Raw genomic sequence first — 15,288 nt, 5'->3', positions numbered from 1 at the left:
ACGGCCCACCAGCACGTTCTGCACAATGAGGGGTTTCGGACATGGCTGAGAAAGAGCAGATCGTCGAGTACCTGAAGCGGGTGACGGCGGACCTGAAGCGCACCAGGGGCCGAGTCCGAGACCTGGAGGAGGCCGAGCGCGAGCCCATTGCGATCGTCGGCATGGGCTGCCGGTTCCCGGGCGGGGCCGGTACGCCCGAGGAGTTCTGGGACCTGCTGCACGACGGTGTCGACGCCATGAGCGATTTCCCCGACGACCGCGGCTGGCAGCAGTTCGAGGGCAGGACCCGCCCGCAGGGCGGCTTCCTCGAAACGGCCACCGAATTCGACGCCTCCTTCTTCGGCATATCCCCGCGCGAAGCCCTGGAGATGGACCCGCAGCAGCGGCTGCTCCTGGAGACGTCCTGGGAGACCTTCGAACGCGCGGGCATCGACGTCACCGGCCTGCACGGCAGCAGGGCCGGCGTGTTCATCGGCGTCAACGGCGCCGACTACCCCGGCATGCTCAACCAGGCGGGACACGAATCCCTCGGTCACCTCCTGACCGGCAACGCCCCCAGCGTCGTCTCCGGCCGCATCGCCTACACCCTCGGCTTCGAGGGCCCTGCCGTGACGATCGACACCGCCTGTTCGGCCTCCCTCGTGGCGCTGCACCTCGCGGCCCGCGCGCTGCGCGCCGGCGACTGCCCGCTGGCCCTGGTCGGCGGCGTCACCGTGATGTCGACACCGGGTGTGTTCGCGGAGTTCGGCAAGCAGGGCGGTCTTGCCGGCGATGCCCGGTGCAAGGCGTTCGCCGAGGGTGCGGACGGCACCGCGTGGGGTGAGGGCGCGGGGATGCTGCTGGTGGAGCGTCTTTCGGATGCCCGCCGCAACGGGCACCGCGTCCTCGCCGTGGTGCGGGGCACCGCGGTCAATCAGGACGGTGCGTCGAACGGCCTGACCGCGCCGAACGGTCCCGCCCAGCAGCGGGTCATCCGGCAGGCGCTCGCCAACGCGGGCCTCGCCGCGTCCGACGTGGACGTGGTGGAGGCGCACGGCACGGGTACGTCCCTGGGTGACCCGATCGAGGCGCAGGCGCTGCTCGCCACGTACGGGCAGGAGCGGGGCGGCAACCAGCCCCTGTTGCTCGGCTCGGTGAAGTCGAACATCGGTCACACCCAGGCCGCCGCAGGTGTTGCGGGTGTCATCAAGATGGTGCTGGCGATGCGGCACGGGGTGGTGCCGGCGACGCTGCATGTGGATGAGCCGAGCAGTCATGTGGACTGGGCTTCGGGTGCGGTGGAGTTGGCGACGCAGAGGGCTGTGTGGCCCGGGCAGGGTGTGCGGCGTGCGGGGGTGTCCTCCTTCGGGATCAGTGGGACGAACGCCCACGTCATCCTGGAGGAGGCCCCGCGGGAGGTCTCCGCGGAGGAGGTCGTGGCCCAGGGCGATGGAGGGCTCGGGCGGGCGGCTGTCGGTGTGCTGCCGTGGGTGCTTTCCGGGAAGTCGCCGTCCGCGTTGCGGTCCCAGGCGGCGCGGTTGCGGGAGCATGCCGTGGCGCGGGACGTGGACCTGGCGGGGACGGCGGTCGCGCTGGCGACCGCCCGTACCGCCTTCGAGTACCGCGCGGTGGTCCTCGCCGAGGACGCCACCGGTTTCACCACCACCCTCGACACCCTCGCGGACAAGGGCACCACGGGCCGCCACCTCGTCCGTGGCACGGCGCGGCCCGGTGCCAAGACCGCCTTCGTCTTCGCGGGACAGGGCGCGCAGTGGGCGGGCATGGGGGGACAGTGGTACGAGCAGCTCCCCGCGTTCGCGGCGGCGTTCGACGCCGTCTGTGAAGCCGCCGACCCGCAGCTCGACGTACCGCTCGCGGACGTGGTGCTCGCCGGCTCCGCAGGCCGCCCCGCGGACCACGCGGAGCTGATCCATCAGACCCGGTACACCCAGATCGCCCTCTTCGCCGTCGAGGTCGCGCTGTTCCGCACCCTGGAGGCGTGGGGCGTACGCCCGGACGTCGTCCTCGGTCACTCCATCGGTGAGATCGCCGCCGCCCATGTGGCCGGAGTGCTCTCCCTTCAGGACGCGGTCACGCTGGCCGTGGCCCGCGGCGACCTCATGCAGCAACTCCCCGCCGGCGGCGCCATGCTGGCCCTCGACGCCACCCGGGCACAGGCCGATGCATGGCTGCGCGCCCTGCCCGAGCAGCATCGGCAGCAGGTGGCGATCGCCGCGGTCAACAGCCCCTCCGCCGTGGTCGTGTCCGGTGCGTCGGACGCCGTCGACCAGGTGGCCGAGGCCGCCGAGCGGGCAGGGCACCGGCTTCGCAGGCTCCAGGTCAGCCACGCCTTCCATTCGCCGCTCATGGAGCCGATGCTCGACGCGTTCCGCTCCGTGCTGGCGGGCCTCACCTTCTCCCGCCCGGCCGTCCCGATGGTCTCAACCGTCACCGGTGAACTCGCCGCGGACGACATCACGTCAGCGGACTACTGGGTGCGGCACGCCCGCGAGGCCGTCCGCTTCCAGGACGCCGTGTGCGCCGCGGAGCCGCGCGTGGACGCCTTCCTGGAGATCGGCCCGCACACCGTGCTCTCCCGGCCGCTGGAGGACAGCCTCGCCGCGGGCCACTCCGCCACCGTCACCTCCGTAGCCCACCGCGAACGGCCCCTGGTCGCCACCCTGCTGAGGGCGGTCGGCGCCCTGTGGGCCGGTGGCGCCGACGTGGACTGGCGCGCGCTGCTGCCCACCGTAACCGCGGTCCAGGACCTGCCCACCTACCCCTTCGAACGGCAGCGCTTCTGGCCCCGCGTCCCGCCGCGCCGCGCGGGAGACGTGAGCGGCGCCGGACTCGCCGGACTCGACCACCCGCTGCTGGGAGCTGCCGTCAGCGTCGCCGACGGCAGCTCCGCCGGCGGCTCCGTGCTGACCGGCCGCCTCTCGCTCAGCACCCACCCCTGGCTCGCCGACCACGCCGTCATGGGCGCCGTGCTCCTGCCGGGCACCGCCTTCGTCGAACTCGCCCTGCGCGCGGGGCAGAACGTGGGCTGCGGCCGGATCCGGGACCTCACCCTGGAGACCCCGCTCGTCCTCACCCCCGAGGACGCCGTGCAGATCCAGGTCGGCGTGGGCCCCGCCGACGACGAGGGCCACCGCCACGTCGTCGTGCACTCGCGCCTCGAACCGTCCGACGACGGGACGAGCGGCGTGGAGACCGAATGGGTCCGGCACGCCCAGGGCGTGGTCGCCGCACTGGACCAGAGGCCGAACGCCGACGACTTCGGCGCGGTCACCGGCGCGGTGTGGCCGCCCCGCGGTGCGGCCGCGGTCGAGATCGAGGACTTCTACCCCGCCCTCGCAGGGCAGGGCTACGCCTACGGCCCCACCTTCCAGGGGCTGCGCAGGGCGTGGCGGCGCGGCACCGACGTCTTCGCCGACGTGGAACTGCCCGAGGCCGCGGCGGACGACGTCGCGGGATTCGGCGTCCACCCGGCCCTGCTGGACGCCGCCCTGCACGTCATCGGCCTCGGCGGCGTGACCGACGGCGCCGAGGACACCTCGCGGGTGCCGTTCGCCTGGGGCGGCGTGCGGCTGTGGGCGAGCGGCGCCCGCACCGTCCGCGTCAGTCTGACGACCGTGGGCACCGCCGCCGTCCGCGTACGGATCGCCGACGCCACCGGCACCCCCGTCGTCGGCATCGACGAACTCGTCCTGCGGCCCGTCTCGGCGACCCCCGTCGGACCGAGGCGCGCCCTGGTCGCAGAGTCCCTGTTCACCGAGGCCTGGGAACCCCGGAAGGCGGGGGCACTGGACGCCGCCGGGGAAGCGGCTCCGCAGATCTGGGGGCCGGACACCGGTCTCGAAGAGCTGACGGCCGCCGACACCGTGCTCCTGGACTGCGCGGGAGGCGGCGACACCGACGCCCTCGAAGTCCTCGGTGGGTTACGGGCCCACGTGGGCCACGCCCTGGCGCGCATCCGTGCCTTGCTCGCGCACGACGGCGTCGCCCCGGCCCGGCTGATCGTACTGACCCGGGGCGCCGTCGAAGTGCACCCCGGAGAGGGCGCGGACCCGGTCCAGGCCGCGGTGCACGGCCTGGTGCGCTCGGCGCGCTCCGAGCACCCCGAGCGGTTCGCGCTGCTCGACCTGGCCCCCGGCACCGGGCCCGCCGACGTCCCCTGGCCCGCTGTGCGCGCCGCGCTCGCCGACCAGGAGACCGAGATCGCCGTGCGCGGCGAAGGCGTCTTCGTGCGGCGGCTGGTGCGCACCGCAACCGACGTCGACGCTCCCGCCGCGTACGCCGGGCAGGGCACCGTCCTGGTCACCGGTGGCGCCGGCGTCATCGGGTCCGCCGTGGCCCGCCACCTGGTCGCCGCCCACGGCGTCCGCGACCTGGTGATCGCCGGGCGGCGCGGCGGCGACGCGCCGGGAGCCACCGAACTCGCCGAGGAGCTGCGCGCGGCGGGCGCCGAGGTGCGCCTCGTCGCCTGCGACGTCTCGCAGCGGTCCATGCTGGCCGAACTCGTCGCATCCCTGCCCGAGTTGCGCGGCGTGGTGCACGCCGCAGGGGTCCTCGACGACGGCATGGTCACCGCGCAGACCGCCGAGCGTCTGGACACCGTGCTGCGGCCCAAGGCGGATGCCGCGTGGCACCTGCACGAGCTCACCCGGGAGCGGGACCTCGACCTGTTCGTCCTGTTCTCCTCGGCCGCGGGCATCTTCGGATCCCCGGGCCAGGCCAACTACGCGGCCGCCAACGCCTTCCTGGACGCGCTCGCCCGGCACCGCCGCGCGGCGGGGCTGCCCGCGCACTCGCTCGCGTGGGGCCTGTGGGCCGATGCCAGCGCCATGACGGGGACGCTCACCGAAACCGACATGGGCAGGCTCAGCCGGGGCGGCCTCCGCGCCATCAGCGCCGACCAGGGCCTCGCCCTGTTCGACGCGTCGGTGCGGCTCGAAGAGCCGGTCGTCGTTCCCGTACGCCTGGACCTGCGCGGCCAGGCCGACCCGCCCGCACTGCTGCGCTCCCTGGTCAGGTCCGCCCCGCGCCGTGCCTCCGACACCCCCGCGGCCGCCTCCTCGGCATGGCACGACAGGCTGCTCGGCCTGTCGGCGGCCGAGCGCTCCGCCGCCCTCGTGGACCTGGTGCGCGAGCACGTCGCCACCGTCCTCGGCCACACCACGCCCGAGGGCATCGCGCCCGACCGGTCATTCAACGACCTCGGCTTCGACTCGCTGACCGCCGTCGAACTCCGCAACCTGCTGGCCGAGTTCACCAAGGTCCAGCTGCCCACCACCCTCGTCTTCGACTACCCGAGTCCCGAGGCGCTCGCCGGTTTCCTGGGCGAGACCCTCGCGGACCCCGCGGAGCGGGGCGCACGCGTCGTCGAGGTGCGGGCCACCGGCGACGACCCCATCGCGATCGTCGGCATGGCCTGCCGCTACCCCGGCGGCGTCGGCTCGCCCGAGGAGCTGTGGGACCTGGTCGCGGACGGCCGCGAGGGCATCGGCGGCTTTCCCACCGACCGCGGCTGGGACCTCCAGCGGCTCTACAGCCCCGAGCCCGGCCGTACCGGATCGACGTATGTCCGCGAGAGCGGATTCCTCTACGACGCGGCCGAGTTCGATGCGGGATTCTTCGGCGTCTCGCCGCGCGAGGCCACCACGATGGACCCGCAGCACCGGCTGCTCCTCGAAACCTCCTGGGAGGCCATCGAGCGCGCGGGCATCGACCCGACGAGCCTGCGGCGCAGCAGGACCGGCGTGTACGCGGGCCTGATGCACCACGACTACGTGGCACGGCTCCAGGAGATCCCCGAGGAGATCGCCGGGTATCTCAGCAACGGCACCGCGGGCAGTGTCGCCTCCGGCCGCATCGCCTACACCTTCGGCTTCGAGGGCCCCGCCGTGACGATCGACACCGCGTGCTCCTCGTCCCTCGTCGCCCTGGACATGGCCGTGTCCGCGCTGCGCAGCGGCGTGTGCGACCTGGCGCTCGCGGGCGGCGTCGCCGTGATGTCGACCCCCACCGTGTTCGCGGAGTTCGGCAAGCAGGGTGGTCTCGCTGTCGACGGCCGGTGCAAGGCGTTCGCCGAGGGTGCGGACGGCACCGCGTGGGGCGAGGGCGCGGGGATGCTGCTGGTGGAGCGTCTTTCGGATGCCCGCCGCAACGGGCACCGCGTCCTCGCCGTGGTGCGGGGCACCGCGGTCAATCAGGACGGTGCGTCGAACGGTATGACGGCGCCGAACGGTCCGTCGCAACAGCGGGTGATCCGCGAGGCGTTGGCGAGTGCGGGTGTGGGTGCCGCTGATGTCGATGTGGTGGAGGCGCACGGTACGGGTACGTCCTTGGGTGACCCGATCGAGGCGCAGGCGCTGCTCGCCACGTACGGGCAGGACCGCCCGGAAGGGCGCCCGCTGCTGCTCGGCTCGGTGAAGTCGAACATCGGTCACACCCAGGCCGCCGCAGGTGTTGCGGGTGTCATCAAGATGGTGCTGGCGATGCGGCACGGGGTGGTCCCACCGACGCTGCATGTGGATGAGCCGAGCAGTCATGTGGACTGGGCTTCGGGTGCGGTGGAGTTGGCGACGCAGAGGGCTGTGTGGCCCGGGCAGGGTGTGCGGCGTGCGGGGGTGTCCTCCTTCGGGATCAGTGGTACGAACGCCCACGTCATCCTGGAGGAGGCCCCGCGGGAGGTCTCCGCGGGCGAGGTCGTGGCCCGGGACGGGGGTCGGTCCGGGCGGGGGGCGGTCGGTGTGCTGCCGTGGGTGCTTTCCGGGAAGTCGCCGTCCGCGTTGCGTTCCCAGGCGGCGCGGTTGCGGGAGCATGCGGCGGCGCGGGATGTGGACCTGGCGGGGACGGCGGTCGCGCTGGCGACCGCCCGTACGGCCTTCGAGTACCGCGCGGTGGTCCTCGCCGAGGATGCCACCGGCTTCACCACCGCCCTCGACACCCTCGCGGCCGGGGCTGATCCCGGTGACGGCGCCGCGCGCGGCGTGGCCCGCGCATCGCTGAGGACCGCGTTCGTCTTCCCCGACCGGGTCGAAGGGCTGGCCGACGCGGCACGTGAACTCCTGCACACCTCACCGGTGTTCGCCGATGCCATGGCCGGGTGCGCCGCTGCCCTGACCCCGCACGCCGACTTCGCCCTCCTCGACGTCCTGCGCGACGAACCCGGCAGGCTCGCCGACCCGGCCGTCGGCCGCCCCGCCCTGTGGGCGGTCACGGTGTCGCTCGCCGAGATGTGGTCGGCCGTCGGCATCACCCCGGTCGCCGTCGTCGGCTTCGGCGGCGGCGAGATCGCCGCGGCCTGCGCCGCCGGCATCCTGTCCCTCACCGACGGTGCGCTGCTCGCCGCCGGACAGGGCCGCCTGCTCGCCGAGAACGAGCACGAGCACGAGCAGGTGAGGGCACTGGCGGCCCGGGTCACCGTGGGCGACGGACGCGTACGGATGTACTCGGCCGTCACCGGGGCACGCCTCGCCGCCGGCGACCTGGACGCCGAGCACTGGTACCGCACCCTGCGCGAGCCGGTCGGCCCCGACGCCGCGGTGAAGGCGCTCCTCGGCGACGGCGTCGAGGCCGTCGTCGAGCTGGGCACCGCCGTCTCCTCGGAGACGACCACCGCAGTCGAGGAGGCCACGGCGGCCGAAGGCCCCGACGTCCTGGTCACCGCCGCCCTGCGGCACGGCCAGGAGGCGCGCCCCGCACTGCTGTCGACCGCCGCGGCACTGTGGGCGCGCGGCGGCGCCATCGACTGGGCTGCCCTGCTCGACTCGTCGGCGCGCCCCGCCGACGTCCCCACGTACGCCTTCCAGCACCAGCGCTACTGGCTGGACGTCTCCACGCCCGCGGGCGACGCCGGCACGGTGGGGCTCACGGCCGCCGACCACCCGCTCCTCGCCGGCGTGGTCGAGCCCGCGGAGAGCGACACGGCCCTGCTCACCGGAAGGCTCGCGCAGGCCACCCACCCCTGGCTCGCCGACCACGCGATCGCGGACACCGTCGTGCTGCCCGGCAGCGTCCTGCTCGACTGGGCGCTGTACGCGGGAGACAGGCTCGGCTGTGCCAAGGTGGCCGAACTCGCCCTGGACGCACCGCTGGTCCTGGATCCGAACGCCGCCGTGCACATCCAGGTCCAGGTCGGTGCGGCGGACGAGGCGGGCCTGCGTGCCCTGACCGTGCACTCCAGGTCCGAACCCGCGGCCGGCGAGGAGGCGGGGGAGTGGACGTGCCACGCCCGCGCCGTCGTCGCGCCGGCCCTGCCGAGCCCCGTGGACACCTCGGAGTTCCGCGCACTGTCCGGTGCCTGGCCGCCGCCCGGCGCCCAGGCCCTCGAACCCGCCGCCCTCTACGCCGCGTTGCAGGAGCGGGGCCACGTCCACGGACCCGCCTTCCGCGGTCTGCGCTCCGCCTGGCGCAGCGGCACCGACATCCTCGCGGAGGTGGCGCTGCCCGACGAGGCCTTTGCCGCGGGTCACGGCTTCGGCGGCCTGCACCCGGCCCTGCTCGACGCCGCGCTGCACGCGCGCACCGCCGAGCGGCCGACGGACACGGACGCGGACGGCGCGCAGGTGTGGCTGTCCGCCGCCTGGAGCGGGGTACGGGTCCTCGGCGCCACCGGCACCACGAGTCTTCGCGTACGGCTGTCCGACGCGGGCGACGGCGCGCTCGGCCTGCACCTGGCCGACACCACGGGGCGGCCGGTCGCCGAGGTCCGCGAGCTGACTCTCCGGGCGGTGCCCACCGCCGGCTTCCGGCGCGCCCGGGACGCCGAGGCCCCCACCCCGCGGGCGTCCGCCCAGCGGCCCGCCGCCCGCCCCGCGCAGTCGGGGCAGGGCGCCGTCGCGCGGGTCCTCGCTGCCGGGCCCGACCAGCGGGCCCGGCTCGTCGAGGACCTCATCCGTACCGAGCTCGCCGCGGTCCTCGGGCACGGCGACGCCGAAGTCATCGACGTGGACAGCGAGTTCCTCGACCTGGGCGTGGACTCGATGGCGGGCATCGACATACGCACCAGGCTCGGCTCGCTCCTGCGCCTGGAGCTCGCCGCGGCCACGCTCTTCGAGCACCCGACCACGGCACTCCTCGCCGCGCACCTCGTCGACCTCATCGGCACCGCGCCGGAGCCGGGCGACGCGGGCACCGGCGTTACGGCCGCCCCCGCCTCGCCGTTCGACAGCCTGGAGGCTCTCTACCGCCAGTCCCACGCCCTCGGCAGGGCGGGCTCGGTCGGTATGGACCTCATCCGGGCCGCAGGCCGGCTGCGGGCCGTCTTCGGCCACGAGAGCGCGGCGGAGCACCTGCAGGAGCCCATCCGTCTCGCCAGGGGCGACGAGGGCCGTGCGGCTCTCGTCTGCGTCCCGGCCATCACGGCGACCGCGGGACCCCTCCAGTACGTCGGGCTCGCCCAGCAGATGCAGGGCGAACGTGATGTGATGGTGCTGGTCAACCCGGGTTTCAACGAAGGAGAGTTGGTGCCGGAGTCGTTCGAGGCGTTCCTCGATCTCCAGGTCGAGGCACTGCGCTCGGCCTTGGGCTCGCGGCCCTTCGTGCTCCTCGGGCACTCCGCGGGCGGACTGATCGGTCACGCCCTCGCCGCGCGGGCGGAGCGGGCGGGGCTCGCCCCCTCGGGTACCGTCGTCCTGGACACCTTCCAAGCCGGTACGCAGTTCTCCGCCGAGCTGAGCCGGGCCATGCTGGATGGCCTCTTCGCCCGCGAACACCTCTTCGGCAGCGGCGCGTTGAGCGGCGTACGCCTCAGCGCGATGGGGCATTACCACACGCTGATGGACGAGTGCGCGCTCAGCGGGACCAAGGCGCCGACCCTCTTCGTGGGCGCCGAGAAGCCCCTGCCGTACCAGGCCGACGGTTTCGACGACGACGGCTGGCGGGCCGCCTGGTCCCTCCCGCACACGCTGGTGACCACACCGGGCGACCACTTCACGCTCATGGAGGAGAACATCGCCATGACCACCACCGCGATCCGCGGATGGCTCGCGGAACGCGACATCTGAACCGCCGCGGGGCAGAGCACAGTTCTGCCCCGCCGCTCCTACCGGCCACTTCCACCGGCCACCACATCACCACCGCGGCTCACAGAGATCCGTGCTCCAAAGGAGACAGCGCAGTGATAGTTCTTGGTTACAACGGTTTCTCCCGCGCCGCCGACATCTTCGGCAAGCTCTACGGCTACACGCAGGACAGCGTCGATCGGCACAGCTTCCTCGGTCACGACGCGGCCGCGTCCCTCTTCATCGACGGCAAGCTGGTCGCCGCCGTCGAGGAGGAGCGCATGAACCGCCAGAAGAAGACCACCGCCTTCCCGATCAATGCCATGCGCTGGGTCCTCGACCAGGCGGGGCTCGACTTCGCCGACGTCGACTACTACGCCTTCGGCTGGCGGTTCAGCCCGGAGTTCGCCGACACCGCGATCTCCACGATCGCCGGTGCGCCGATTCCGCCCGAGTACAAGTTCAAGGCCCTCTCCGACTTCGGCGAGCTCTACACCGGCATGCTCGGCAAGACCGCGATCCTCCAGGACTTCGCCCGCAACACCGGCTTCGAGCTCGCCGAGGACAAGCTCGTCACGGTCCCGCACCACCGGGCACACCTCGCCTGCGGCCGCGCCTTCGCCGGCTTCGACGACGCCGCCTTCATCATCAGCGACGGCCAGGGCGAGTCGGACAGCGCCATCATGGGTGAGATCCGCGACGGCGAGGTGAAGGTCTTCGATCAGTTCACGATCGACTCCCAGAACTCGATCGCCCAGCTCTTCGCCGAGATCACGCGATACCTCGGTTTCACCCCGAACAACGACGAGTACAAGGTCATGGGCCTCGGCGGGTTCGGCGAGCCGCCGGCGCAGGAGGACAACCCGATCCTGAACCACGTCGTCACCCTCGACGCCCCCGGGCGCTACTCACTGGCCCTGGCCAACGACCCGCGCGGCCCCCGCGCCTACATCGCCCTGTTCGACGAGATCTTCGGCGGCAACGACGACAACCGCGGTGAGTTCGAGTTCCAGGTCCGGGTGGCGAGCGCCGCCCAGCAGGCCCTCGAAGTGGTCACCGCACACCAGCTGCGCGCCCTCGCCGACGTCACCGACCTGCGCGACCTCATATACGAGGGCGGTGTGGCGCTCAACTGCGTCAACAACACCAAGCTCCTGGAGGACCTGCCGTTCGAGCGGGCCGAGGTCAGCTTCGGCGCCAGCGACCCGGGCATCTCCATCGGCGCGGCAGCCCACGTCGTCCGCGAGCAGAACGTCCCGCTCGTGCCCGTGAAGACGCCCTACCTCGGCCCCGAGTACACCGCCGAGGAGTTCCTCGCCACTCTGGACGCCTACACCGACCGCGTCACCTGGGAGGAGCACGCCGACGGCGCGATCGTCGCGAAGACCGCCGAGCTGCTCAGCGGCAAGACCGTCATCGGCTGGTTCCAGGGCCGCACCGAGTACGGCCCGCGCGCGCTGGGCAACCGGTCCATCCTGGCCAACCCGTCCCACGCGGACATGAAGGACATCATCAACACCCGGGTCAAGCACCGTGAGCCGTTCCGCCCGTTCGCCCCGATCGTCCTGGAGGAGAACGCGCCGAAGGTCTTCGAGATGGGCAAGAAGGAGCGCTCGCCGTACATGACCTTCGTGTTCCCGGTGAAGCCCGAGTACACGCAGACCATCGCGGCCGCCACGCACATCGACGCCACCTCGCGCGTCCAGACCGTGACGGACGACAGCAACCCCCGGCTGGCCGAGCTGCTGCGCGAGTTCACCGCGCGCACCGATGTGCCGTGCCTGGTCAACACCTCCTTCAACGTCGCGGGCGAGCCGGTCGTCAACTCCCCCAAGGACGCGGTCGAGTGCTTCCTCGGCACCGACATCGACTTCCTGGTCCTCGGCGATTACCTGGTCACGAAGCGATGAGCGCACCCACCGGAACCGTCTGGCGCGCCCGGACGGCGCTCGTCCTGGAGGCGGCCGGGGCGGTGGCCACGGTCGGCCCCGTCCTCGCCGTCATCGAGGTGTGCAGGGAACTCCTCGACGGTGACCCCGACGGCGGCAGGATCGGCCGGTTCGTCCTCGTGGTCGCCGCCGCGGCAGTCGTCGGGTTCGTGGCCCAGCTGGTGGGCCGTGTCCTGAGCAAGGAGGCGGGGGCACGCACCCAGGACACACTGCTCCTCGCGGTCACCGGCAGGCTGCGCGGAGCCCGCGCGGCCCGACCGCTGCACGCCGCCTGGAAGGAGCACGGCACCACCCTGGGCCGTGACATCGTCTCCATGGGCGTCATGGTGGGCCGAGCGGGATCGGAACTCCTCTCGGCGGTCCTGGCGTTCGTCCTGTCGATCGGCTACCTGTTCTGGGTCGACTGGTTGATGGCGCTCATCACCCTGGCTCCGATCCTGCTCGGCTTCGCCGTCTTCGGCTTCATCTCCGCGCGCTTCTTCCGCGAGATGGCGAGCGACTACGCGGCGAGCATCAGCGGCATCGACGCGGTACGCCCCACCGTGGGCCTGCCGCGCCGCATCAACCCGGCCGGCACCCGGGCCCGGACCGCCGCCGCGACCCGGCGCTCCGCCGCCCGACTGGCCGACGTCACGGATGAGTTCAGCGAGTTCTTCCGGGTCCGCATCGGCTCGCTGCTGGGCGGCCGGGCGCTGGCCGAGATCGCCTTCTCACCCCTGACCGTGCTCGTCTTCGTCCTGTGCGGGGGAGCCCTGCTGACCCGCTCGGAGTGGCTGGCCCCCGCCGACCTGATCCCGTTCCTGCTGGTCGGCGCGGGACTGGCCGCACCTCTGCTGGCCATCACCTACTTCGTCGAAGAATGGGGGGAGGGCAAGAAGGCCGCGGCACGCCTGAGCCGGTTCGCGTCCGGGAGCGTCCCGCCCGTGGCGGCCCCGGCGGGCTCCGCGGACGAGGCGGGCACGTCCGCCGCCGCGGACGGCGCGGGAACGTCCGACACCGCGGACGGCGTGGCACCGGAGGCCGAGCCGGTCCCGGGCCCCGCCCTGGAACTGCCCGAGCGCGGGGTGCTGACCGTCGTCGCCACCACCGACGCGGGCGCGGACTCGGTCATCGACCGGCTGCTCGCCGATACCCCCGCGGAGCGGCTCGCCGCGGTGGAGGCCGACCCGGCCGTCGTGATCGGCCCCATCGGCGCGTACATCACCGCCGACCGCACGGACGGGCGCACCGCGGAGGCCGAACGCGTCGCACGCATCGCCGGCTGCCACGACACGATCGCCGCACTGCCCCGGGGCTACGACGCGATCGTGGGTTCCGAGGCGCCGCAGTCGTATCCCGAGCTCCAGCGGCTCGCGCTCGCCCGGCTGCTCGCCGCGGACCGCGAGGTCGTCCTGCTCGACGAGCGGGCCTTCCCCGGCTCCCCGGACACCGTCCGGGCAGCGGTCGCCGACCTGCGCGGCCGGGCGGCCGTGGTGGTCGTCTCCACCGGGCCGCCCGCGGTCCTCGACGGCGGGCTCGTGGTGACCGAAGCCGGGAAGGTGGTGGCGTCGGGCACCCACGAGGAGCTGACCGGTCCCGGCAGCCCGTACGCCGGGCTGCTCGACCCGGTCGGGGGGCCGCGCCGCGCCGCGGACCCCGTGGCCCTGTCCACCGGGTCCGCAGGGTCCCCCGCGTTCCAGGAGGTGCCCCGATGAGGGCCGTGCTCGCTCGTTTCTTGCAGGTCTCGGGGAAACAGGGGCTGACGTCGCTGTGCCTGTTCCTGCTCCTGGGCGCCGTCGTCCAGGGCGTCGCCTTCACCTTCGTGGTGCCCATCACGGAGAGCCTGCTCACCCCCGGTGCGGCAGCGCCCTGGGCCTGGATCGTCGCTCTCGCGGTCGTCGGCTTGGTGTACGCGGTGCTCCACTACCGCAGCGTGCCCCTCGGCAACGAGCTGGGCGCCGAACTGGTGACCACCCTGCACAGGGAGGTCGCCGAGCACACGGCGAAACTGCCCAACCGCGCCCTCGGAGTGGCCCGTTCCGACCGGCTGGCAGCGCTCGACGGCACCGCGGTGGTGGTCCTGATGGGACTTCCCGCCCATGTCATGCGGCCGATGGTGGCCGCGGCCGCCACACCACTGACCGTGATCGCCATCAGCGCCTTCGTCAACCTGAAGATCGCTCTGACGCTGGCGGCGGGGCTGATCGTGCTGGCGCTGTGCTCCCTCCTCGTGGCCCGGCTGCTGTCCCGCGGCGAGGAGCCCGACGGGGCGGAGTGGCTCCGCAGGAGTTACGAGCAGCGGGGTGCGGGACGCTCGGGCGGCATCCTGGCGACCGCCACCGGCGAGGTGTTGCTGTGGCGGGCGGTCGAACTCGCCGCGTGCGCCGCTGTCGGCGTCTGCGCGGCGGCCGTCTCCGGCGACGGGCTCTCGGGAACCAGGGGCGTCGCACTGATCGTGTTGTCGGTACTCACGTACCGGCCCATGATGGAAGCCGTCCTGCTGACCAGCACCGTCATGAACGCACGTGAAGTGATGTCCACCATCGGCAAGTTGCTGGACATCGGGGAGTCCGGGTCGCAGGAGGTCCGGCCGGGCGCCGACTGGCCCGACAGCACTGACCTCGTCTTCGACGGCGTCAGCCTGCGGGTGGAGGGCACGACCGTGCTCGACACCGTCTCGTTCGAGATCCCGGGCGGTACGACCACGGCGCTCGTCGGAATCCCCGACGGCACCCGACTGCTGCTCGGCGACCTGCTGACCGGCGACGTCACGCCGACGTCCGGACAGGTGCGCATCGGCGGGGTGGACGTGAGCACCCTCGCCCCGTCCGCCGTGGAGCGGCACATCGCCCGGGTCCGCCCGCAGGACTCGGGGCACACGCGGGAGGAGGCCGGCAGGCTGCTCGACTCCTTCCCCGACCGGCTGGCGGACCGGCCCGGTGTACAGGACGGGCTGAACCGGCTGCGCGCCGCGGTGGCCGCGCAGGACATCGCTTCCGGGCCGCTGACCGAGCCGCTGACCAAGCCGTCGACCGAGCCGCTCTCCTCGGAGGACCGCTGGCGGCTGGCGCTGTTGGGTGCGCTGGCCGGCGATCCTTCCCTGGTGGTGGTGGACGCGACGGCCGGTACGGACCCGTTCGCCGCCGACCTCCAGCTGGCCGCGCTGTTCACCGGGCTCTCCCAGGACCGCACGTGCTGGCTCCTGACGGGCATCGGAGGCGAACCCCCGGCGTGTGACCGGCTGGTGGAGGTCTCGGGTTCCCGGTCCACCGCACGCATCGCAGTGTCGGGCTGAAGGAAAGGAGGGGGCCGGGTCACAGCCATCACGGCTGTGACCCGGCCCCCTCCTCGTGGAAGCGGGGCGAGACCGG

The 15,288-nt window shown here is 73.1% G+C and carries 4 protein-coding genes; all 4 read left to right on the top strand.

Annotated elements, in window-relative coordinates; genetic code table 11:
- Positions 1-41 precede the first annotated feature (41 nt).
- Positions 42-9,992 carry an SDR family NAD(P)-dependent oxidoreductase gene (locus ACIBEA_RS07115; RefSeq protein ID WP_399258795.1) on the top strand — a complete coding sequence of 3,317 codons (9,951 nt, stop codon included), beginning with the start codon at positions 42-44 and terminating at the stop codon, positions 9,990-9,992.
- Positions 9,993-10,105: 113 nt separating this feature from the next.
- Positions 10,106-11,899: a carbamoyltransferase gene (locus ACIBEA_RS07110; RefSeq protein WP_399258794.1), complete on the top strand. Its 1,794-nt coding sequence runs from the start codon at positions 10,106-10,108 to the stop codon at positions 11,897-11,899.
- Positions 11,896-13,632 (top strand): hypothetical protein, encoded by a 1,737-nt coding sequence (locus ACIBEA_RS07105; protein WP_399258793.1) that lies wholly within the window; start codon positions 11,896-11,898, stop codon positions 13,630-13,632. Before ACIBEA_RS07110 ends, ACIBEA_RS07105 begins: the two co-directional genes overlap by 4 nt.
- Positions 13,629-15,212, top strand: coding sequence for a hypothetical protein (locus tag ACIBEA_RS07100; RefSeq protein ID WP_399258792.1), 1,584 nt, complete (start codon positions 13,629-13,631; stop codon positions 15,210-15,212). The genes ACIBEA_RS07105 and ACIBEA_RS07100 overlap by 4 nt, the downstream gene beginning before the upstream one ends.
- The last annotated feature ends 76 nt before the right edge of the window (positions 15,213-15,288 follow it).

Origin of the sequence: Streptomyces sp. NPDC051555, from assembly GCF_044454405.1 — a bacterium.
In the GTDB taxonomy this organism is placed as follows: domain Bacteria; phylum Actinomycetota; class Actinomycetes; order Streptomycetales; family Streptomycetaceae; genus Streptomyces.
The sequence above is the reverse complement of the archived record's forward strand: the minus strand, read 5'-3'. Positions and strand labels throughout refer to the sequence as shown.